The 19,996-nt window shown below is 48.7% G+C and carries 20 protein-coding genes; 12 read left to right on the top strand and 8 right to left on the bottom strand.

The window, feature by feature from the left end; all coding sequences use genetic code 11:
* The first annotated feature begins 1 nt into the window (after position 1).
* From FMR86_RS20490 to FMR86_RS00515, 3 genes are read left to right on the top strand one after another with little or no spacing between them, the layout of a single operon-like run.
* On the top strand, positions 2 to 460 hold the full coding sequence (locus tag FMR86_RS20490) for an NfeD family protein (protein ID WP_163349119.1): 459 nt from the start codon (positions 2 to 4) through the stop codon (positions 458 to 460).
* A 15-nt stretch (positions 461 to 475) separates the two neighbouring features.
* Complete coding sequence (locus FMR86_RS00520) at positions 476 to 1,462, top strand: SPFH domain-containing protein (RefSeq protein WP_163349118.1); 987 nt, start codon at positions 476 to 478, stop codon at positions 1,460 to 1,462.
* A 59-nt stretch (positions 1,463 to 1,521) separates the two neighbouring features.
* Entirely contained in the window at positions 1,522 to 2,610 is a 1,089-nt protein-coding gene (locus FMR86_RS00515; RefSeq protein WP_163349117.1) for a tetratricopeptide repeat protein, read from the top strand.
* A gap of 75 nt (positions 2,611 to 2,685) precedes the next feature.
* On the opposite strand, the gene FMR86_RS00510 is transcribed toward FMR86_RS00515, so the two are convergent.
* The 3 genes from FMR86_RS00510 to FMR86_RS00500 all read right to left on the bottom strand — a co-directional run bounded on the left by FMR86_RS00510 (position 2,686) and on the right by FMR86_RS00500 (position 4,418).
* Positions 2,686 to 2,895 carry a hypothetical protein gene (locus tag FMR86_RS00510; RefSeq protein WP_163349116.1) on the bottom strand — a complete coding sequence of 70 codons (210 nt, stop codon included), beginning with the start codon at positions 2,893 to 2,895 and terminating at the stop codon, positions 2,686 to 2,688.
* A gap of 193 nt (positions 2,896 to 3,088) precedes the next feature.
* Positions 3,089 to 3,856 carry a nucleoside triphosphate pyrophosphohydrolase gene (mazG, locus tag FMR86_RS00505; protein WP_163349115.1) on the bottom strand — a complete coding sequence of 256 codons (768 nt, stop codon included), beginning with the start codon at positions 3,854 to 3,856 and terminating at the stop codon, positions 3,089 to 3,091.
* 1 nt (position 3,857) lies between these two features.
* Positions 3,858 to 4,418 (bottom strand): CvpA family protein, encoded by a 561-nt coding sequence (locus tag FMR86_RS00500; RefSeq protein ID WP_163349114.1) that lies wholly within the window; start codon positions 4,416 to 4,418, stop codon positions 3,858 to 3,860.
* A gap of 262 nt (positions 4,419 to 4,680) precedes the next feature.
* Here FMR86_RS00500 and rfbC point away from each other — a divergent pair, with 262 nt between their 5' ends.
* The 5 genes from rfbC (at position 4,681) to qrcD (ending at position 10,088) form a co-directional block, all read left to right on the top strand.
* On the top strand, positions 4,681 to 5,232 hold the full coding sequence (rfbC, locus tag FMR86_RS00495; protein ID WP_163349113.1) for a dTDP-4-dehydrorhamnose 3,5-epimerase: 552 nt from the start codon (positions 4,681 to 4,683) through the stop codon (positions 5,230 to 5,232).
* 192 nt (positions 5,233 to 5,424) lie between these two features.
* Positions 5,425 to 5,976: a menaquinone reductase multiheme cytochrome c subunit QrcA gene (gene qrcA, locus FMR86_RS00490; protein ID WP_163349112.1), complete on the top strand. Its 552-nt coding sequence runs from the start codon at positions 5,425 to 5,427 to the stop codon at positions 5,974 to 5,976.
* Between the two features lie 13 nt (positions 5,977 to 5,989).
* A complete protein-coding gene (qrcB, locus tag FMR86_RS00485) occupies positions 5,990 to 8,059 on the top strand; it encodes a menaquinone reductase molybdopterin-binding-like subunit QrcB (RefSeq protein WP_163349111.1) in 2,070 nt (689 codons plus the stop codon).
* Positions 8,060 to 8,082: 23 nt separating this feature from the next.
* Positions 8,083 to 8,841: a menaquinone reductase iron-sulfur cluster-binding subunit QrcC gene (gene qrcC, locus FMR86_RS00480; protein ID WP_163349110.1), complete on the top strand. Its 759-nt coding sequence runs from the start codon at positions 8,083 to 8,085 to the stop codon at positions 8,839 to 8,841.
* Between the two features lie 14 nt (positions 8,842 to 8,855).
* The gene (gene qrcD / locus FMR86_RS00475) at positions 8,856 to 10,088 is read left to right on the top strand and encodes a menaquinone reductase integral membrane subunit QrcD (RefSeq protein ID WP_163349109.1); all 1,233 of its coding nucleotides are present in this window, start codon (positions 8,856 to 8,858) and stop codon (positions 10,086 to 10,088) included.
* A gap of 89 nt (positions 10,089 to 10,177) precedes the next feature.
* Here the strand turns inward: qrcD and FMR86_RS00470 are convergent, their stop codons facing one another.
* From FMR86_RS00470 to FMR86_RS00455, 4 genes are all read right to left on the bottom strand, one after another.
* Positions 10,178 to 10,600 (bottom strand): HepT-like ribonuclease domain-containing protein, encoded by a 423-nt coding sequence (locus FMR86_RS00470; protein WP_163349108.1) that lies wholly within the window; start codon positions 10,598 to 10,600, stop codon positions 10,178 to 10,180.
* A gap of 100 nt (positions 10,601 to 10,700) precedes the next feature.
* Complete coding sequence (locus FMR86_RS00465) at positions 10,701 to 11,303, bottom strand: hypothetical protein (RefSeq protein WP_163349107.1); 603 nt, start codon at positions 11,301 to 11,303, stop codon at positions 10,701 to 10,703.
* A 31-nt stretch (positions 11,304 to 11,334) separates the two neighbouring features.
* Positions 11,335 to 11,832: a Crp/Fnr family transcriptional regulator gene (locus FMR86_RS00460; RefSeq protein ID WP_163349106.1), complete on the bottom strand. Its 498-nt coding sequence runs from the start codon at positions 11,830 to 11,832 to the stop codon at positions 11,335 to 11,337.
* 2 nt (positions 11,833 to 11,834) lie between these two features.
* The gene (locus tag FMR86_RS00455; protein WP_163349105.1) at positions 11,835 to 14,330 is read right to left on the bottom strand and encodes an ABC transporter ATP-binding protein/permease; all 2,496 of its coding nucleotides are present in this window, start codon (positions 14,328 to 14,330) and stop codon (positions 11,835 to 11,837) included.
* 143 nt (positions 14,331 to 14,473) lie between these two features.
* Here FMR86_RS00455 and FMR86_RS00450 point away from each other — a divergent pair, with 143 nt between their 5' ends.
* From FMR86_RS00450 to FMR86_RS00435, 4 genes are all read left to right on the top strand, one after another.
* Positions 14,474 to 14,905 carry an ATP-binding protein gene (locus tag FMR86_RS00450; protein WP_163349104.1) on the top strand — a complete coding sequence of 144 codons (432 nt, stop codon included), beginning with the start codon at positions 14,474 to 14,476 and terminating at the stop codon, positions 14,903 to 14,905.
* 108 nt (positions 14,906 to 15,013) lie between these two features.
* The gene (locus tag FMR86_RS00445) at positions 15,014 to 15,352 is read left to right on the top strand and encodes an STAS domain-containing protein (protein ID WP_163349103.1); all 339 of its coding nucleotides are present in this window, start codon (positions 15,014 to 15,016) and stop codon (positions 15,350 to 15,352) included.
* A 148-nt stretch (positions 15,353 to 15,500) separates the two neighbouring features.
* A complete protein-coding gene (locus FMR86_RS00440) occupies positions 15,501 to 16,850 on the top strand; it encodes an APC family permease (protein WP_163349102.1) in 1,350 nt (449 codons plus the stop codon).
* Positions 16,851 to 16,957: 107 nt separating this feature from the next.
* Positions 16,958 to 17,368: a rhodanese-related (seleno)protein gene (locus tag FMR86_RS00435; RefSeq protein WP_275406750.1), complete on the top strand. Its 411-nt coding sequence runs from the start codon at positions 16,958 to 16,960 to the stop codon at positions 17,366 to 17,368.
* 37 nt (positions 17,369 to 17,405) lie between these two features.
* Here the strand turns inward: FMR86_RS00435 and FMR86_RS00430 are convergent, their stop codons facing one another.
* Positions 17,406 to 19,907, bottom strand: coding sequence for a mechanosensitive ion channel family protein (locus FMR86_RS00430; RefSeq protein WP_163349100.1), 2,502 nt, complete (start codon positions 19,905 to 19,907; stop codon positions 17,406 to 17,408).
* Positions 19,908 to 19,996: the final 89 nt, after the last annotated feature.

The following is a 19,996-nucleotide window of genomic DNA, read 5'->3' as shown; positions in this document are numbered from 1 at the left end:
CGTGGATGGACTTCCACTCTGGTTGATCTGGCTGGGTGCCGGACTGGTGCTGGCATTGCTTGAGCTCGCAGCACCGGGGATGATTTTGATCTTTTTCGGTTTCGGATGTTTCGCTGCCGCAGTTGCCGCATACTTTTCAAGCGACGCGCTGATTATGCAGGTCGTTGTTTTCTGTATTATCTCGGTGGCAAGTCTGCTGCTCCTGCGCAAGTCCTTTATGGGATGGTTTCAGGGGCAGGTTTCCGACACAGCCGAGGACGGTTATGATGATTCACCCGAAGGTGCGCTGGCTGAGGTCTGTAAGGATTTCAATGCTGAAGGCTACGGTCAGATCAGGTACCGGGGCTCCTTCTGGAAGGCTGTTTCCCAGTCAAAACATAATTTTGTAGTTGGTGATCAGGTCCGCATAGTCAACTGGACCGATAAAAGTAAAACATCATTCTTTGTGGAAAAAATATAAAAGGAGAGTGGCTATATGGCTCCCGGATTGATCGCAGTAATTTTTGCTGCACTGGTTTTGATTGTAATTATTATTAAATCCGTACGCATTGTTCCCCAGAAAACCGAGATTATTGTAGAGCGGCTCGGCAAATACCGGGTTACCCTCGGTGCCGGGTTTCATTTTCTTTTTCCGTTCATTGACAGTGTGGCCTATCAGTTTTCCCTTAAGGAGGAAGCTCTCGATACCCTGCCCCAGACCTGCATCACCAGCGATAACGTCAGCGTGGTGGTTGACGGGCTTATCTTTATACAGGTGCAGGATGCCAAAGCTGCGGCTTACGGTATCGACAATTATCGATATGCGGCCTCCCAGCTGGCCCAGACTGCGCTGAGGTCCTGTGTCGGTAAGCTTGCGCTGGATAAAACATTTGAGGAACGTGACTCCATCAACGCTCAGGTTGTCGAAGCTATCGATGCTGCCGCCGCTTCTTGGGGAATCAAGGTCCTGCGCTACGAAATCAAGGACATCACTCCGCCGGACAGCGTGAAAGCGGCCATGGAAACCCAGATGATCGCCGAACGCCAGAAGCGTGCTGACATTGCCCGCAGTGAAGGTGAAAAGCAGGCTACCATCAACAAAGCCGAGGCCGCCAAGCTCGATGAGGTGCTCAAGAGTGAGGGTGAACGTGAACGGCTGGTGAACGAAGCCCGCGGTAAGGCCGGAGCCATAACCATGGTTGCTACAGCTAAAGCCAAGGCCCTGACAGTTGTGGGGGAAACCCTTCAAACAGAAGGCGGTGCGGACGCTGCTTCACTGCGTGTGGCTGAACGCTACGTAGAAGCCTTTGAAGGACTTGCCAAGGAATCAACAACTCTGATTCTGCCCGCCGAAGCAGGTGATGTAGCCTCTATGGTCGGTACAGCCATGAGTGTTTACGGCAAGGTTAAGGGAAACGGTGGGGCTGCCAAGGGTTCTAAAAAGCAGGAAGGGCAGGGCGAGTTCGGGTTTACTTTGGAGTAGGTTATTGTGCTGTCTGGCGTGTAAGGTTTGTTGATTAATGGAACGAAGGAGATGGGCGTATGCTTGTCTCCTTTGTTTGTTGTTTGGTAAGGGGGGAAGGGGTGTTTGTTTTGAAATTGATCAACCGATTTCTTTATACAATACAAGGATTAGTAATCTTTTTGTTGTTTTTTGTCGGGGTAGATGAAATCAGCTATAGCGTAATTGCTTTGTTTTTTCCTTTACTTGGTATGTTGACTGACTATTGTATCTTTGTTTCTGAAATAGTTGATGCAGATAGACAAAAAAGGAATATCTCAACAAGGCTGAGTTTTTTAATCGGAAAGTATAAGACTTCTTTCCGATTATTTTTGAAGTTTGATTATGAACCTTCCAGTTTGAAAAAGCCTCGACCGATAGTCTCTTTAGTAATTAATGTTTTATGTATTCTAATTTTAATCGGTGTTGCTTTAGATTTTTCATATGGCAAGTTTGTATTTTATACACGTGGTGGTTTTTACGATTTTGTTTCTAACTATTCTGCCGAACGTGATTCGTTGGAGGAGATAGCTCTTGAGGGAAATATTCCTGCTCAATTGAGACTTGGGTATTTGTGCAAGGAAGGACTGGGTGGCGATGTTGACTATAGGAAGTCTGCTGAGTGGTATGCTATGGCCGAGAAGCTCGGGTCAGCGAAAGCAGCATATGAACTTGGATTGCTCTATAGAAAAGGGACGGGAGTTCTTAAAAACTGTAGTTTGTCTTTTTCTTTGTTTAAGGAGGCTGCACACAAAGGATATGTTCAGTCTATGGGAGTGCTTTCTTTTTATTACTATACGGGAATGTGTAATGTTAAGGATTTTGGCCTAGCATATAAATGGGCAAAGATAGGTGCATCTAAAGGGGACATAGCTAGCAAAATAATGATCGCAGATTATTTTTATCGGGGAATTGGAATCGAAAAAGATGTTTTAAAAGCAAAGTTAATTTATAATGAATTAGATAATCTTGATGTTTCGTATGCACAATTTGAATTTGCTAAAAAACTTTTAGAAGAAGATGCAGAAAAAAATAAAGTTGAAGCAATTAAATTGTTGCAAAGAGCATCTGGTAATGGCGATGAAGATGCTGAAGAATTTTTATCTAAACTTGAAATAAAAGAAAATTAATACTCTATAAAATCCCACAATAAAACCCGGCTCTAAAGAGCCGGGTTTTACATATCAGGCGCACAGACTGCCCGTTTAGGCTTTAGTGTTGGCAATGGTCCCAACGCCGGAATAAGCGGCACTGAGTACACTTTTCTGGAAATCATAATCGCTATTGGTTGATCCACTGAACTGATCGGAGTTCATGTAATCAAGGGTCTTGGTTACAACCTGAGCTCCGAAAAGCTGCTTGTCACTTACCACTCGCGCGGTATCCATGGCTGAACTGATTGCTGATACGTCCATAAAACCCCTCCCGTAAAAGGGCAATATACGCGCCTATCTGGTGAATCGGCCAAAACTTGAAAATCTTTAGGGTAAAAATAAGATAAATTAATTTTGCTTAATCAAATATTGATAATGTTTAACTAAAAAGATCAAAAAAAATCCCGTCGCAAGTAATTACGACGGGATTTTTGCTGATCGTATGGCGGCAGATTTATTTTTTCACCTGCTCCCAGAGTTCGTTCTGTTCAATGAGGTTCATCTCGGAAATATCCTTGCCCTGTGCTTTGGCGAGGTCTTCCATTTTGGCGAAACGCTCAAGGAATTTGTTGTTGGTGATATCAAGGGCGGTGTTGGCTTTGATGCCTTTGCGGCGGCCCAGTTCAATCAGGGTGAACAGGTAATCGCCGAACTCTTCGTTAATGGCTTCCTGGTCTCCTGATTCAAGGGCGGAGTTCCATTCCTTCCATTCGTTATCCAGCTGACCGAGACATTGCTCGTCGGATTCAAAGGTGAAGCCGCTGCGAGCTGCCTTGGAGTTGATGCGGTATGCCTTGAGCATGGGCGGCAGTCCCTTGGGCAGGGAATCGAAGATTTTTTTGTCGTCTTTCTTTTCGCTGCGTTTGATTTTTTCCCAGTTGCGAAGCAGTTCTTCCTGATCCTCAACCTTGGTGTCAGCGAAAACGTGCGGGTGGCGGCGGATCATCTTTGCAGCGCCGGAGTCAACAGCATCGGCGAAGGTGAAAGCTCCTTCCTCTTCATAGCGATGGGCAATAAAGAGCAGCAGAAACATGACGTCGCCCAGTTCTTCCATGGCTTCCTGTTTGTCGTCGGCGCGGATGGCTTCCACCAGTTCGAAAGCTTCTTCAATGAGATAATCGCACATGGAGAGCGGGGTTTGGTCCTGATCCCACGGGCAGCCGCCGGGGCCGACCAGAGTAGAAACTACATCTTTCAGTTTTTCGATTGATTTTGAGTTCATTTTAAATGGTGTCGCTTAAAGGGTTAGTGAGTTCTGAGTGGTCGGGAAACATTGATTTGATGTCCAGTGAATCCAGCACATCGTCCGGTGCGAAGCTGATGAAAAAGCTTGCCGTGGACATTACTTTCGGGGCCAGCTTGGATTTGGTCAGGAATTCGGAATTGGGGGTAAAGCTGTTCAGGACCACAATGATAATGCCGCCTACAATGATCGCTTCAACAAATCCGAGAATTCCGCCGAGGACCTGATCCGCCCAGCTGAGCATGGTAACGGTCAGAATCTTTTTGATGGCAACCCCGATAAGGAAAGCCACAAAGAGTGTGGCCACAATGATGGAAAGATAGCTGAAAGCTTTGACTGTGCCGGGGCCGTCAAAAAAAGTCTCAAAGTAAGGTGCCAGCTTATAATGATATTTTGCAGCCAGATAAAAACCGAAAATCAGGGAAAAAACGGAAATAGCCTCCCTGACTATCCCGCGCAGCAGTCCCCTGAAAATCAACCCCCCGGCAATTACGATCAAAATTATATCCAGCGCGTTAAGGGCTAAACCGGTTGTTTGCATACTGAAATCCGTTAAATGATAGAGTTTGTGAAAAAATGCGCGATCGTCGCATGTGTCCTGATCTTTAAAAGAGTCAGCGGAAGCGTAGCAGACCCCAAGGGAAAAGTGAATATCATGAACCTCCCATAAAATAATAAAAAATATGACAATCAAGTGAAAAATGAGGTTGTGTCATTTCGTGATCTCAGGTAATTCTCGATTAATTTTGGGGGAACGGTTTTTTGATGTCAGGAACCTCATTGTTCATGCTTGGAGGATATGCGTGAAGTTGATTGAAACAGAATTTCCCGGACTTTTGGTTGTTGAACCCAAGGTTTTCAGGGATCGAAGGGGCTTTTTTCTGGAAAGCTTTAATAAAAATGTCTTTGCGGAAAAGGGATTGCCTACTGATTTTGTTCAAGATAATCATGCTTATTCATCCGGTCTCGGCGTTGTACGCGGCTTGCATCTGCAGATGCCGCCGCATGCTCAGGCCAAGCTTGTCTGGGTCACTAGGGGAGCGGTCAATGATGTGGTGGTGGATCTGCGCAAGGGTTCACCGACCTATCGGAGATCGTTCAAAATTGAACTATCTGCGGAAAATTTTCTCAGACTGTTCATCCCCAAGGGGTTTGCCCATGGATATGAGACCCTGACTGAAGAAAACGAGTTCATGTACAAGGTAGATTGCGGGTACGCCCCCGGCAGTGAGGCCGGGATCAGGTGGGATGATCCGGAACTTGAAATAGACTGGAAGACTGAAAATCCGGTACTTTCCGATAAGGACCGTGAGCTTCCGTTTCTGGCTGAGTTTGACTCACCGTTCCAGTTTTAACTGATTTGCGGGAAGTGCTTGGCAAAGGCTTTTCCGCACCCCTTTGTTAAAAAATAGAGGCTTTTTCTGTTTTTCGGGAGTTTGTGAAAAGTTTCATATTCTCTTGACAGAGAAAGATACTCTATTTTAGAAGAAATGGCGTTAATTGGTTGTTTATGTTTCACAAAACTTAAGGAGTAGTGGGGCGAGGTTATGGAGGAAAAAAGAACATCGAAGCAGTGTGGAGGAGTTCTTCCTTTCTTCATCGGTGTCCTTGCGAGCCTGATCGTCGGCTGGTGGGTTTTCCCGCAGGTTATTTATAGCCAGAAGACTCAGCCGATCGATTTCAGTCACAAGGTTCATGTTGAAGGTGAAGGTATGGACTGTGAGTCATGTCACATGTTTTTGGAAGACGGTTCCTTTGCAGGACTGCCTTCCAACGAGCAGTGTGCTGAGTGTCACGAAGACATTCTCGGTGAAACCAAAGCCGAGGAAATTTACGTGACCGAGTATCTGCAGAAGGGTGTGGAAGTACCCTGGCTGGTATATCAGTATCAGCCCGATAATGTTTACTTTTCGCACATGGCACACCAAGGCTTCGAGTGTACGGATTGCCATCCCGACGTAGGCAACAGCGACACGCTGCCGACGTATTACGAAAACAGAATCAGCGGTTACAGCAAGCAGACCATGAAGATGTGGCAGTGTGAACGCTGTCATGCGGAAGTTGGTACCAGCAACGCATGTTACGTCTGCCATAAGTAAGTGAGGGACTGCAATGGGTATTGATCGCAGAACTTTTATTCAATTGGTAACAGGTGGTGTCGTTGGTTCACTCTTCACCCCTGTAATTTGGAAAACTCTGGATGACGCTTCCATCTGGTCTCAGAACTGGCCCTGGATTCCCAGACTGAAATACGGTGCAATCACAGAACAGGCTTCTGTCGCCAAGTTCGGCGCGGCTCCCTGTGCGGAGATTGTAAAATCCGTGGGCGGAAGCCCTTACCTCACCAGAGGAAATGCTGAAAACGAAATGAGCAAGGGCGGCGTAGACTCTGTCAGCGCCTGCGGCCCGCAGCTCATGTACAGCCCTTCCCGCATCAACGGTCCTATGAAGAAGACCGCGGAAGGCAAATACGAGTCCATCTCCTGGGAAGAGGCTGAAAAGCTCCTCTCTGAGAAACTCGCCGCAGTTAAAGGACAGAAAGGCAAACTCGCTGTTGTTTCCGGTGATACCACCGGCAGTGCAACTGAGGTTCTGTCCGGTTTCGCCGCAGAAATGGGTGCTGATTGCTACCTGATGCCCTCTGAAGAGCAGGGCGCAGCCGCAGCACTGGCAAGCATGGGCGGAAAAGGTCAGATCGGTTATGATCTGGAAAATTCCGACTTTGTCCTTTTTGTAGGCGCAGACGCTATGGATTCATGGGGTTCGGTTGTGAGAAACCAGTGTGTTTACTCCGCCAGCCGTCCCACCGGCGAAGAAGTGAAAACTACTTATGTATACGCCGGTTCCTTCCAGAACAGCACAGCAGCCGCAGCAGACAAGTGGGTTCCGGTAGCTCCCGGCACCGGCGCAATCTTCTGCCTCGGTCTTGCTTATCACATGCTCAAGGCCGGAGCTTCCGCTTCCGCCTCCGACTTCGCCGATTTCAAGACTCTGGTCATGTCCAGATTCTCTCCCGATAAAGTGGAGAAAGCTACCGGCGTAGCTGGCGCGGAAATGGCCGCAATCGCCAAGAGCCTTATGAAATCTTCCGCTCCCGTTGTTGTTGCCGGTTCCGAGTTCGCTCAGGGCGCAGGCGCAGCAGACGTTATTGCCGCTGCTGCAGTGAACATGCTGCTCGGCCGTGTTAACGAAGAAGGCGGAATGAAGATTCTCCCTGAACTGCCCGTGGCTGTTGAAGCCGCTGCCGGCCGTTCCGAACTGGCAGCTAAAGACTTTGTCGGCTACCTCGCAGGTATTGCCGCAGGCAAGGTTGCAGCTCCCGCAGTAATGATGGCCTACGAAGCCAACCCGGTTTACGCCCTGCCCCAGAATACAGCTCTGGCTCCGGCGTTTGAAAAAGCGGGTTTCCTCGTAAGCTTCAGCACTTACATGGATGAAACAGCTTCCAAAGCTGACCTGATTATGCCCAACCCCACCAGCTACGAGCGTTATGAAGATGCCCAGACTCCTTACGGTGTCGGCGCAGCAATGCTCGCAGCCAGTGCTCCTGTTGCAGAGCCTCTCTACAACAGCAAGCCCACTGTAGACGTAATTCTCGGCGTGGCTTCCGGACTGGGTATCGACCTTGGATTTGAATCCGCAGACGCTGTTTATCAGGCGAAAGCCGAAAAAGCAGGCGCAGACTGGGATTCCCTTGTTGAAGGTGCTGCTTATGTATCCGATTCCACTGAATCCGGTTCCATCAAGTTCGCAGCTTCTGTCCTGTCCAAGGCAGTGGCTATGCCCAAGGGCGGCGAGATTGCTCTCGCTCCTTACTCCAAGCTCATCTTCGGAACCCCCACCACGGCTATTCCGCCGCTGAACGTGGTTGCCATCAGCAAGTTTGAGCTTCTGGGTAAAGACACCGTGGTTCAGGTCAACTCCAAGACCGCCAAGAAACTCGGCGTGTCTGAAGGTTCCAAGGTCAAGCTTGCCGGAGCAGGCGGAGAGTGCGCCGTAAGAATCCACATTAATGAAGGCGTAATGAATGATGTTATCGCCGCACCTCTTGGATTCGGTCACACCGCATGGGATGCATACTCCAGCGGTAAAGGCGAAAACATCTCCAAACTTCTCACCGTTGGCACTGAGTCCGGCACCGGTTTGTCCGTGTGGGCCAGTTCTTTCGTGAGCATCGCCTAAATTAAAGTCAGGGGATTCACGTTATGCAACAAATGGAATTTGATACTAAATGGACCATGGTAGTCGATGTCGACAAGTGTACCGGTTGCGGTGCTTGTATGGTGTCCTGCCAGGCTGAAAATAACATAGCTCCCATGGAGGAAGGGTCCAACAAGCTTAAGACCCTCACCTGGATGCTTGTTTACGAACTCAACAACGGTAAGGAATTCCCCAACAGGGAAGTTGCCTACCTGCCCAGACCCTGCATGCAGTGCGGACACCCTGCCTGCGTTCCCGTCTGTCCCGTAGTTGCTACTACCAAGGACGAAGAAGGCGGAATCGTCAGCCAGATTTACCCCCGTTGCATCGGTTGCAGGTACTGCATGGCGGCATGTCCTTACCACGCTCGTTACTTCGGATGGTTTGATCCGGTCTTCCCGGGCGGTATGGACAAGGCTCTTTCACCCTCAACCTCTGTCCGCCCGCGCGGTGTTGTTGAGAAGTGTAACTTCTGCCACTCCAGACTGCTGGACGCGCGTCAGCGTGCCCGTAACGAAGGTCTGGATCCCAATAAGCTGCCCGACGGCTGGTACCAGCCTGCCTGTCTGGAAGCCTGCCCCACCGGCGCAATCTCTTTCGGTGATATCAAGAACCCTGAGCACAAAGTTCATGAGCTGGTTAAGAGCCCCAATGCTTTCCGCATTCTGGAGTCTATCGGCATGGATCCTCAGGTTTACTACATCAGCCGTCGTGACTGGGTCCGTGAGCAGAGTGATAACCACGTCGCTGAAGACAAGCACTAGGAGGGAGGTTTACCATGGATAGCAATCTCTTCCCCGAAGGCACAAAACGCTGCGGATTGGCCAAGTTCCTGCTGTGGATGGCTTTTCCTGCTGCCATTCTGCTCTGGGGCGTCTACGCTGCCGGACAGATTTTCTATTACGGCATCGGCGTAACCGGCCTTGATAACTACTTCGGGTTCGGCCTCTGGATTACTTTCGACCTTGCGGTTATCGCACTTGGTGCCGGTGCATTTTTCACCGGTTTTCTCAAGTACATCCTCAAGATCGATCAATTAAAAAATATAATTAACCTTGCAGTAGTCTTAGGATTCCTGTGCTACTCCGGTGCCATGCTCATTCTGACCATGGATATCGGGCAGCCCATCCGCGCATGGTTCGGTTACTGGCACCCCAACGTGCACTCCATGCTCACAGAAGTTATCTTCTGTATTACCTGCTACTGCACCGTTCTGATCATTGAATTCATTCCGCTGATTCTCGAGCAGAAGCAGCTGAACAAGATTCCTTTTCTGCACCACTTTGCCCATCACCTGCACGTGAATATGGCTCTGTTCGCAGGTATCGGAACCTTCCTGTCCACCTTCCACCAGGGTTCTCTCGGCGGTATGTACGGCGTTATGTTCGGTCGTCCTTACGCCTTCCGTGAAGGTTTCTTCATCTGGCCCTGGACTTTCTTCCTCTTCGTTCTCTCCGCTGTGGGTTCCGGTCCGGTCTTCACCGTTCTGGTTTGTACCCTCATCGAGAAAATGACAGGTAAGAAACTGGTGGAATACAAAGTTAAAGCCCTGATGGGTAAAATCGCCGGTACCATGCTCTGCGTGTACATGTTCTTCAAGATCATTGACACCTGGGCCTGGGCTGTTGGTTACCTGCCTACCGTCGGCCTGACCTTCGAACAGATGTTCTACGGTAATGTCTACGGCCAGTGGCTGCTCTGGACTGAGCTCGTGCTTTGCGGCATCGTTCCCGCAATCATGCTGATCACTCCTTCCATCAGAAACAACCCCACACTGCTGTATTCCGCAGCAATTCTGGACTGCATCGGCGTATCCATCAACCGTTACGTATTCACTGTCCAGACCATCGCTCTTCCGGTTATGCCTTTTGATAACTGGGAGATCTATGTACCGAACTGGGCAGAATGGGCCACCACCCTGATGATCTGCGCATACGGTGCTCTGGTACTCAGCCTCTGCTACCGCTACCTGCCTATGTTCCCTCAGGAACTGAAGCTGAACAAGAAGTAGTCTACGGCTGATTACACAAGTTAAGTCAAAAGGCCCCGCTCGCGAGAGTGGGGCCTTTTCTTGTTTAAATTTTGGTGAAAGTGAGAGGTTCAGCGTGTTGTGTGATGATTCCAATTGCTGATTGAATCACCAAGGTGATAGAAGTCCTCTAAATTATTCCTGCAAAATGAATGAATGTGTCTCCAGTCTAAATTAGTGAAGTCGTGAACAGCAACAGAGCGAATCTTGACACTTGTAATCATAGTCGCAGTGATATTTAGAGAGATAATTTTATGCTTTTCAAGTTTTCTGAAGGAATCTTCAAGCGATGACGGAATATCTGACTTAGAGCACAATATTTGTGTGGCAATGTTAGCTTCTCGCTGTACTGCTCGTTGCAAATTAAAGATAACGATATCTTGAATATCTTCGTTATGAAGCAGTTTAGAAACATCGGAGGGTGTCTTGAGACGAATACGGTTTAAAGATTGATGAAGGAGTGCTATTTTGTCTTCGATTAGTTGTTTGTTCATAATTTCATTTTATCTGCTTCCAGATGTATATTCAATCAAATTAAAAAAGCCTCCCCGCAAACGCAGGGAGGCTTTCTCTTTCGTGCTATCCAATATCAACCTAGTACGGCAGAAACCATTTCATGCCTTCCATCTTTGCAGGGATGGGCTTTTCGTTAACAGGAGGGTGCATTTTATCCCAGCATTCCATTTCCTGCTCAATCCATGAAGGACGGGAAAGGCGGATGGAGTTTCCTTTGGTGATAGAATCATCATCTCCGCTGAAATGTTGCAGGATGAGGCTTACATTGCCGTCAGCGTCGCCCAGCGACCACTTCCAGACCTTGAGGGTTCCGAAAGGATTGCCGCGCCAGTCATTAGGCTTGCCGAACCTTTTTTCAATCTTGCTGTAGAGCTTGTTGAAAAAACTCATACTGGGGTCTTTGTATTTGAGCTTCATGCGCAGGATGATGTCTTTGCGTTTGCAATTGCCGACTACGATGTAGCCGCCTTTGTAGCCTTCCATATCCTTCAAACCGATCCGCCTGATATATTCTTCCTGCCAGGGGGAGGTCTCAGAAGCTGTTTCCAGCAGGGAACGGACGGTGGAGTAGTTGTTGCCGATGGTAATGCCTGCAACGGATTCAGGGGCATTCTGAGCGGCAAGGGCACTGGAGGCAAAGAGCATGCATGCGGCCAAAGTCATAAAGATAATCTTTTTCATTTGATCTATCCTGTAAGCCGTAAAGGCTTTTCTAAATGAGAGTCAGTCCGATTCCGGCGGAACATCCGGAACAACCTGAATTGTAGTTACTTATAAATCTTTCTTCCCAGTTGCTGATCATGTCAACTGTGGCTTTCAAGAATTTTTTGCTGATTTCAGGATACTGCTCCTGAGCTTTTTTGAATTTTTCACTGGTCAGCCGGATGCATACGCAGTCGGAAGTTGCCTTCAGGGTGAACAACCGTTTGGAGTCACCGATGAGTGAAAGTGCACCTACAAAATCACCGTCCTTAAAGGACTGGATTTTGGTCGGTCCGTTATCCAGATAGGCTTCCATGGTTCCATGGATGATGAAGTAGGCGGACTGGTCCAGATCACCGTTGGCGAAAACTTCGTCACCCTCGGAGAATTTTTCGCGAACACAAAGGTAGGCGATCAGTTTCTGAGCTTCAAGGTCCAGTCCTGAAAAGTACGGGATTTCCCGCATTATTTCCAAATGCTCCTGATATTCACTTGTTTCTGCTGCCATGACTAATGTGCTCCGTGTACGAGTTCATAAAGCAGTCCCTTTTTAGCCATCAGCTCGTCATAGGGACCTACTTCCATTAATTTACCAGCCTTCATGACTGCCACTTTATCGTAGTTTTTAATGGTATCCAGCCTGTGGATAACCGAGATAAGCGTTGCTTTTCCTTTCCACTTGGTTTCCAGCAATCCCTGAATGCGGTTCTGCGACCTGTTGTCCAGTGCGGAGGTTGCCTCATCCATGATCATAATCGGTGGATTCTTGAGGAAGGTCCGGGCGATGGCCAGCTTCTGGCACTGTCCGCCGGAAAGCTTATCACCCTTGGTGCCAACCTGGAATTCCATACCCAGTTCGACCACTGTTTCAAGCAGGTCTTCCTCAATGAGCAGCTGAATCATGGACTGGTTGATGGTATCCTGCACCTTGGGATGGTCAGTCTTGGGTTTACCGAAAAGGATGTTGTCCAGAATTGTCTGGGAGGGGATGAATTCAGTCATCTGATAGAAGCTGAAAGTCTCCGGCCTTTCTTCGGTAACCTTGCTATTGAACATCTTGCGTCCGTCAAGGATGAGTCCCTGCAGCACTGCCGGAAGGGCAACAATCTTGTGCTTGCCGGGAACAAATCCAAGGGCGAGGTGCAGTAGCATCTCGCGGTCCTTGCCCTCAAGTTCCTGCAGCGGAATATCATCAATACGGGCAGTCAGCTGCTTGTAGTCTTCGAATTCCTCGGAAGGAATGGGGCTTTGTTCAAAGAAGACTTCGTCTGGCGGGAGATTGCCCAGAATATCGACAGTCTGCTTGGCCAGTTCGCGTCCGAGGCTCAGCAGCGGTGTCTCAAGTTGTGCTTCTTTGAGGAAGGTCAGGAAGTATTCGTTGCTGACCAGCTTCCGCCCGGAGAAGCTTTCGTCATTGGCATGGCCGAAAGTAATGTTTCCGGCCACGCTGGAGTATTCCAGATATTCGCCGTCGCGGTAGAATTCCACATGTTCGGCAAGCTTGTCTCCGAAGTCGGCATGGAAGTTTTTGCGCACCCTGACCAGCCGTTCGGAAAGTTCGACCTTTTTATCAGGGTCGAGCAGGGTGTTCAGGCCGAAGCGGAGCACATCCACAAAGATTCCGGCCTGCTGTACGGCTTCAATCATGTTGTCGCGACTGGGCATTTTTTTCTCGGCATCGGGATCGCCTTCAAGAACAGCCGTGCAGGAGTAGAGCAGGTTGTCCTTGATGGTTCCTGAAAAGATAAACGGTGACTGGGCCACTATTCCCATGTTGTGGACCATATCGGCCTTGGTCAGTTCCCCGACCTCGTAACCGTCTATTTTTACCGAGCCGCCCGTGTATTTATATAATTGGGAAATGCATTGGGCCAGCGTACTTTTACCGCTGCCCGAGAATCCCACAAGAGCCATTTGCTCGCCGGGTTTAAGCTGCATGTTGATTTGTTTGAGCAGCCTGATGTTGCCGGAAACAGTGAAACCGAGGTTCTGGACTTCGATATCTCCTTTCAGTTTCACAGGAGCACGGTCTTTCGGTTCAAGCTCGAATTCGGGCTTGGTGTCGAAATATTCCATGACCCTTTTGTAGCGGACTCCGGCATCATTGTGGACCTGATAAAAGTCCATAAGCTCTTTCCACGGATCGTAAATTTTTTCATAAGCGGAAAGGAAGGCGACCAGCGCACCAAGGTCGAAGCGTCCCTGAATGGCAAGGTAACCGCCGACAATAAAGAGCAGGAACGGTCCCAGATTCTGGAAAAAGTTGTTCAGGACCTTGATGCCCTGCTTATAGAGAATCCAGGTGATTCTGATCTTAAACAGTTTGTCCACAAAAGCACCGTACTTGCGGTTCTCGATGCGGTAAGAACCGTTACCGTGGATTTCGTGGATACCGGAAATTGTTTCGTTGATATGGCTGGAGAGGTATCTGGTGGTATCAACCCTTTTCTTGTTTGCTTTGTTTGATCTTTTCTGGAGCTTGGGAACCAGATAAATCACAAAGGGGTAGAGGGCGATGGAGATACCGGCCATGATCGGGTTCAGATAGAACATATACCCTGCAAAAGCGATGAGCGTGAGCAGGTTGGTCACCGGAACGGCCACGGACTGACCTACATATTCACCTGCCGGAGCCAGCTCGGTCACCAGCGAGGAGACCACCATGCCCGGATTGGCTTTTCGGAAATAACCCAGCGGCAGGGTCAGGATGTGAGCGTAGAGTTCCTTACGCATCTTTGCCAGTGCTTCCTGACCGATATAAGTCTGCAGGACTGTAATCAGGTATTTAAGCAGGCTGGCGGAGACTACCGATGCAATGTAGAATCCACAATACATGAAAAGCAGGTCAACCTTGCGCATACTGATGGCCTGGTTGATGATTTTCTTCTGCATTTCCAGCGGAATCAGTCTGACTGCTACTGTGAAAAAGATGACAACAAGCAATATGAGCTGCAACTTCATATTACTGTTTTTCACCCAGTAGGTTAGCGGACGCTTGGTGATCATTAAGTACTCCTGTTGGTCTATATATCTAACAAAAATTTATTACCTTTTTGTTGACGCAGCGACAAGGGTTTTCTAACTTATGTGTGGTAATCGTATTTTCTGTCCATAATGAGAAAATTGAGGATAAGGCTTTGGTAAATAATATGGAGTCGCAGTTAGACAGCGGCGTCACATCTTCCTTCTCGCTGAAATCAGATATTGCTGAGCTCCGGGTTCTCGCTGAAAATATTGAGAAATTCGGACATGATAACGGTATCTCAGATAAGACTGTATTCGAGCTCAATCTTGTTCTGGATGAGTTGTTTACTAATCTTGTAAGTTACGGTTGCCAGTCTGATAAACACAATTTTGAAATCATCATGAATCTTGCTGACGGTCTCCTGACTCTGCTGATTGAGGATGACGGGCACAGGTTCAATCCTCTTGATGCCCCGGAGCCTGATATGGAGTGCGCTTGCGAGGAGCGTAAAATCGGAGGACTCGGAATCCATTTTATGCGCAAGATAATGGACAGCATTGAATATGCTTGGGAAGACGGCAAAAACAAATTGAAGTTGACCAAAAATATTCAATAATCATATGATGCAATATAGATAACCAGTCCGCTGGGCGGATTTTTATATTAACGGTGAATGATGCAAACCGCATTTCTGGCGGTAAAAATGGGAAAAACGGAGGAAAAGATGGGTCTTGAAGTTGGTGAAATCAAAAATGACGGAGTTATTACCTTTCAATTAAAAGGACGTCTTGATTCCAATACATCCAATGATTTTGAAGAAAGACTTCTGAATTCTATTCAGGGCGGGGAAAGCAAGATTATTCTGGATTTCGAAAATCTTGAATATATTTCCAGTGCCGGGCTTCGTGTGCTGCTCAAAGCCGCAAGGGAGCTTAAGGGCGGAGACGGGAAACTCGTGCTTTGTGCTCTTAAAGATTACATTCGGGAAGTTTTTGATCTGTCCGGTTTTGTCTCTTTTCTGCCTATCTACAATACTAAGGATGAGTGTCTGGCCGCTTTCTAGACATTTCAGGATAATCAGGCCATAATATGCCTTTATATATGAACTGCTTCCTGTGCGCTATCCTGCGGACAGGAAGTTTGTTTTTTGAAACTGTGTTTGTTTATTGCTATAATAGCCGGAGTGCTTTTCATATACAGCGGAGGAAAAAATGAGCGGAATATTTACATCACTCGCAGTGATGCTGTCCCCCAGAGGGCTTGAAGCTGTCGGGCACGGTGCCGGGCTGGGCGGAGCTGTTTTTATGGGATTGCTGGTTCTGGCCGCGCTTGTGTCTGTCTGCACCGCGCGTAGCATTGATAAACTTAATTCCGGGGAACTGCGGGCAACCCCTGTGGACCGTGTGGCCTTCGGATTTCTTGATGCAGCTCGTTTTTTTACCCTGACCGTTCTGGCTGTTTCCTGGCTGGGGATTGCAGGGTACGGACTCAACGAAATTTTTCTCAGTTCATTTCCCAATCTCGCGGCGTCCTTCACCATACTTGCTGTCGCCGTCTGGGCCTGTTTTCTGAATGATAAGTATGCCGGGGACCTTTTCGGGGGCAGTCTGACTCTGGCTTTTCTTTCTTTTGTATATGTAGCGGTTATGGTTAATCAGCCTGTTGCCGGGGGAATGGGCTATCCGACGTCATTGCCGGAATTTTTCACTCCGCTGTTTCCTGCCGGGCTGCTGGAAGCCGGTCCCGTGGGCTGGATGCAGCTGGTCTTTCTGGCTGTGCTGGTTTTCATCGGCTTTGATCTGCCGCTGGTTTTTGAAAATAAGAGTTCACGGGCCTATCCTGCTATTTTTCTGATTCTGGTTGCCTTTGCCCTTTTCAGCTGGGCGGCCCTGCTGGTTGAAACTCCCGAAGGTCTGCTCGGAACCACCGTTCCCCATCTCAAAGTCGCCGGCCATGTACTTGAGGGCAAAGGGCGTCTGCTTATGGGCGGAACAATTATTCTGGCAACCTTTGCAGCTATTTTCGGTCTATTCCAGCTTTTCGGGCAGCGGGTGCGCGGGGTTGTTGCTGAAAATTATTCCCGTTATGCCGCCGGGGGGGCCGCTGTTTTTATCGGTGGCGTGATCGCTGTCATGCTTGCCAAAGGCTGGGCCGGAAAAGATGAACTTGAATCCCTGATTTCCGCAGGACTCTGTTTCTGGTTCGGTTCCTACGCACTTATCGATCTGTTGGGCATCATCGCCATGCGCAAGGCCGGACGCTTTTACCTGCCCCGTCTGCTTACTCTGGCTCTGCATGCAATCGCTGCGGCAGTCTGCTGTCTGCATATTGAATTTACCAATTACTTCCTTTACGCTGTGGGCTGCATGGCCGTGGCCGGTATTGCCCTTGGTTTCAGTATGAAGGAGTATTGCAACTATCCTCCCTTGGAAGAAGCCGAAGAAGCTGAAGCCGAGCCTGTCTTTGACCCTGAGACCGGGGAAATTATCGAGAAGGAACAGAGTGATCCTGTGCAGGACGATCCTGAAGACGAAGATTTGAACATCGTCAGTTATAAATAATCCGGCTATTGCCGTTTTTTACTTGTCCTACCATTTTGATCTGATATTATGAAAGCGAGCCTCAGGGTTCGCTTTCTTTTTGTTTATCAAAATACCGGGAGGTAATAATGGGTAACCGTTTGATATTACTTGCCGTTGCTGTTGTTGCTGCGGCGAGTTTCATGGTCTTTCCTGTCTGCGCAAATGCGGCAGATGTTCTCCGGGTTTCTGCGGATTATCTGGAACGCAAGCTCGGGTCGGAAGGGGTTGTGGTGGTAGATTCCCGTTCCGGTTCCGACTGGCGGGGCAGCCAATTGAAGATCAAGGGCGCCATACGCGGCAAGCCGGGTAAGGAAAAGGAATGGTCTGCCGACCTGCCCAAGGATGCGGAGATCATCATCTACTGTGCCTGACCCAGCGAATACACAAGCTCCCGTGTGGGGCGAAAGTTGAAGAAGCTGGGTTTCAGCAATGTGAACGCGCTTCTGGGGGGCTGGCACCAGTGGCACAGGTTCGATTATCCCGTTGAATCAAAGTGAAAAGTGAAAGGGGGATTGCTCAGGCAATCCCCCTTTTTTATTCAGGCTTATCCATTTCGATTTTGTTCAGAAACCTGTGCTTGCGCAGTGCTGCCGACCTGAAACATTTGCTGACCAGCTTTCGCTTTTCTTTGAGTGCTTCTCGCCTGGCCGCAATCTGGGCCGCTTCGTCGCCTTTAGGTTTGTACTTGGTCTTGACTCCCCGGAAGGCGACTTTGATTTTCTTGCCTTGGAATTTCTGGTCAAGCTCATCCACGATATCTGATTCCGTGGGGAATTTATCCTCAAAGTGGCTGACCCAGAAAAGTATCTCAAAATCAAGGCCTAAGGTGCCGAACCTTTTGAAAAGGATATTGGGGGCAGGATCTTTGAGTACCTTGGGATGCTTTTTAACCACTTTCATCATGATTTTCTTGGCTTTCTTGACCTTTGAACCGGGGACAAGGGTTAGGGGAATGGTCGCCCTGATGCGGGTGTCCTGATAGTTGAGGTTGACAATTTCCCCTTTCAGGAAGCTGGAGTTGGGGATGATGACCATGCTGTTATCCAACGCCTTGATGGTGGTGTTGCGGATGGAGACATCAGCCACAGTGCCGATAATCTTCTTGTGTTGCAGGGTGTCGCCTTTTTTTATGGAACCGCCGAAGAGGATGATCAGTCCGCTGACAAAGTTGCTGACAATATCCTTCATGCCGAAACCGATACCGATGGAGAGGCCGCTGGCGATCCATGTCAGAGCGGACATGGGAATGCCCAGCAGGAAGAATGAGGTCAGCAGGAAGACCACCCAGACGATGTACGATCCGATGGTGGAAAGGGTGTGGGCCAGTGCCGATTCAATGCGCTGCCCGTTAATGGAAGCATTGCTGACAAATGACTTGAGCCAAAACAGGGCCAGTCGTGCGGCAAAAAAGAGGATCAGGATATAAGAGATGTTTTTTACCGATATATCCACCCCGGCAATATTCATGTCCAGATGCCGGAATACAAAGTGGGCAAAGGGAATGCCGCCCATATAGGCTGTAGCCCAGCCGATAAACAGGAAGATTATGATTGAAATGGAAAGCGGGTAGAAGAGCTGGACCATCTGGTTATGGTGCCGGGCCTGCCGGTATGCCTGTTCCATTTTTACCTGCTGCTCAGCATCAGGTTCTTCTTCCGGGGGCAGATATTCCGGCTGCGGCAGGTCGGTGATCATAATGGTTTTCAGAGCAGTGCATATTTTCATGGTCACCAGAAAGAGAAACCAGATCTGGGTCAGGATCATGGCCTGAGTACCGAAACCGACCAGTGTGAGCAGTGCTCCGCTGCCGAGTATTACTTTGTTTGCCTGTGATGTGGCCTGCGTGATCGGAAGTACGTATCTTCTGCGGTTAAAGTGCAGGGCGGCCAGTCCGCTCAGGCTGAGTACAAACCAGATTACGGATAGGCATTCCGCCGGAAGGGTCAGCATGTGCATTATATCCCCGGCGGTCATCAGGCTCCAGAGGATGAACATGGGCGTGTAAATCAACGGGGCGGGCTGAACTTTTTCCCGCGCCCAGAGGAAATTGCGGGTGCATATGATTGCCCCGAGGGTGATGATCTCGGTCCAGACCAGCCCGGTAACCTGATTGGCGGTAAACAGGGTGAAGAAGCGGGCAAAGAGGATTGCTGCGCCAAGTGAGATCAGGAACAAACCTTTATTATAAAATGAAAGCTGATGCTTGCTGAACATGGGGCGGCGCAGCATTTTTTTCACCAGATAGCGCAGGGTCAGCCAGAGAAAGACAGTTATGCCGGACATGATGAGCAGGAAATTTCCCCATTCAACCCAGACAATGAGCGGGTGATAAAATTTGGTATAACTTTCCTGCCATTCAGCAAATGAATATGAAATATCTTTCCAGGCCTGTGGAAAAAACAGAATCAGGTGCGGCTGGAAGTAAAACCGTTTCAGGGTGGATGCATAGAATTTTTCAGTGACCTTGGTTGCCTCTGTTATGTACTCCATCAGCCGGTCTGACTTTTCAAGCTCTGCATCAAGATTTCTTTTCACCGCAGAGGCATCGTCGCGGACTCTTTCGTATTCAGTTTTGGTTTCAATGAGTTTTTGTTTGAGCAGAGGGTCTGTGATTTTTGTTTTGAAATGAATTTCATTGATTACGTCAAAACCGGCTTTTATTTTTTTCAGTCTGTTTTTTTCAATAAGCAGATCGGCTTTTGCCAGCCGCACATATGAGCCCAGATCATGCAGCTGCATGAGAACCGTGCGGTAGGACCACGGAGTTTGTTTGGCCATTCCACGCAGCATCTTCAGCTGATCCATACGGACTTGCGCTTTATGCAGCCGCTGTTCATATCTGGCTGTCATGGAGGGGCTGTTCTTGTTGATCTCCGTGACAATCTGTTCCTGGTGCTGAATATCCGCTTCAAGGGTATTGACCATGTTAAGTAGTGTTTCAGTGGCCGTTTCTGCCTGTGATTCCGGGGTAGTGGAAAAACTGAACAGCAAAATAAAGAGGATGAGGGTCAGTCCTTTGTGTGCGCATCGTGGCATGGTTGTCTCCAAGGCTTGACAAGCCTGCTGTTTTTCCGGTTAATTGTCTTCAACCGCAGACTGCTTTTCAGTCCGTTTCTTCACAGTCC

The organism is Desulfovibrio sp. JC010 (genome assembly GCF_010470675.1).
Lineage (GTDB): Bacteria > Desulfobacterota > Desulfovibrionia > Desulfovibrionales > Desulfovibrionaceae > Maridesulfovibrio.
The sequence above is the reverse complement of the archived record's forward strand: the minus strand, read 5'-3'. Positions and strand labels throughout refer to the sequence as shown.

Excerpts from the sequence above, each read along its gene's own strand:
- FMR86_RS00460 (WP_163349106.1), bottom strand. The coding sequence starts at position 11,832 with ATGGCAGCAGAAACAAGTGAATATCAGGAGCATTTGGAAATAATGCGG.
- FMR86_RS00455 (WP_163349105.1), bottom strand. The coding sequence starts at position 14,330 with ATGATCACCAAGCGTCCGCTAACCTACTGGGTGAAAAACAGTAATATG.
- FMR86_RS00500 (WP_163349114.1), bottom strand. The coding sequence starts at position 4,418 with ATGCAAACAACCGGTTTAGCCCTTAACGCGCTGGATATAATTTTGATC.
- FMR86_RS00470 (WP_163349108.1), bottom strand. The coding sequence starts at position 10,600 with ATGAACAAACAACTAATCGAAGACAAAATAGCACTCCTTCATCAATCT.
- qrcC (WP_163349110.1), top strand. The coding sequence starts at position 8,083 with ATGCAACAAATGGAATTTGATACTAAATGGACCATGGTAGTCGATGTC.
- FMR86_RS00465 (WP_163349107.1), bottom strand. The coding sequence starts at position 11,303 with ATGAAAAAGATTATCTTTATGACTTTGGCCGCATGCATGCTCTTTGCC.
- FMR86_RS00440 (WP_163349102.1), top strand. The coding sequence starts at position 15,501 with ATGAGCGGAATATTTACATCACTCGCAGTGATGCTGTCCCCCAGAGGG.
- FMR86_RS00515 (WP_163349117.1), top strand. The coding sequence starts at position 1,522 with ATGCTTGTCTCCTTTGTTTGTTGTTTGGTAAGGGGGGAAGGGGTGTTT.
- qrcB (WP_163349111.1), top strand. The coding sequence starts at position 5,990 with ATGGGTATTGATCGCAGAACTTTTATTCAATTGGTAACAGGTGGTGTC.
- FMR86_RS00430 (WP_163349100.1), bottom strand. The coding sequence starts at position 19,907 with ATGCCACGATGCGCACACAAAGGACTGACCCTCATCCTCTTTATTTTG.
- FMR86_RS00520 (WP_163349118.1), top strand. The coding sequence starts at position 476 with ATGGCTCCCGGATTGATCGCAGTAATTTTTGCTGCACTGGTTTTGATT.
- FMR86_RS00450 (WP_163349104.1), top strand. The coding sequence starts at position 14,474 with ATGGAGTCGCAGTTAGACAGCGGCGTCACATCTTCCTTCTCGCTGAAA.
- qrcA (WP_163349112.1), top strand. The coding sequence starts at position 5,425 with ATGGAGGAAAAAAGAACATCGAAGCAGTGTGGAGGAGTTCTTCCTTTC.
- FMR86_RS00445 (WP_163349103.1), top strand. The coding sequence starts at position 15,014 with ATGGGTCTTGAAGTTGGTGAAATCAAAAATGACGGAGTTATTACCTTT.
- FMR86_RS00510 (WP_163349116.1), bottom strand. The coding sequence starts at position 2,895 with ATGGACGTATCAGCAATCAGTTCAGCCATGGATACCGCGCGAGTGGTA.
- mazG (WP_163349115.1), bottom strand. The coding sequence starts at position 3,856 with ATGAACTCAAAATCAATCGAAAAACTGAAAGATGTAGTTTCTACTCTG.
- qrcD (WP_163349109.1), top strand. The coding sequence starts at position 8,856 with ATGGATAGCAATCTCTTCCCCGAAGGCACAAAACGCTGCGGATTGGCC.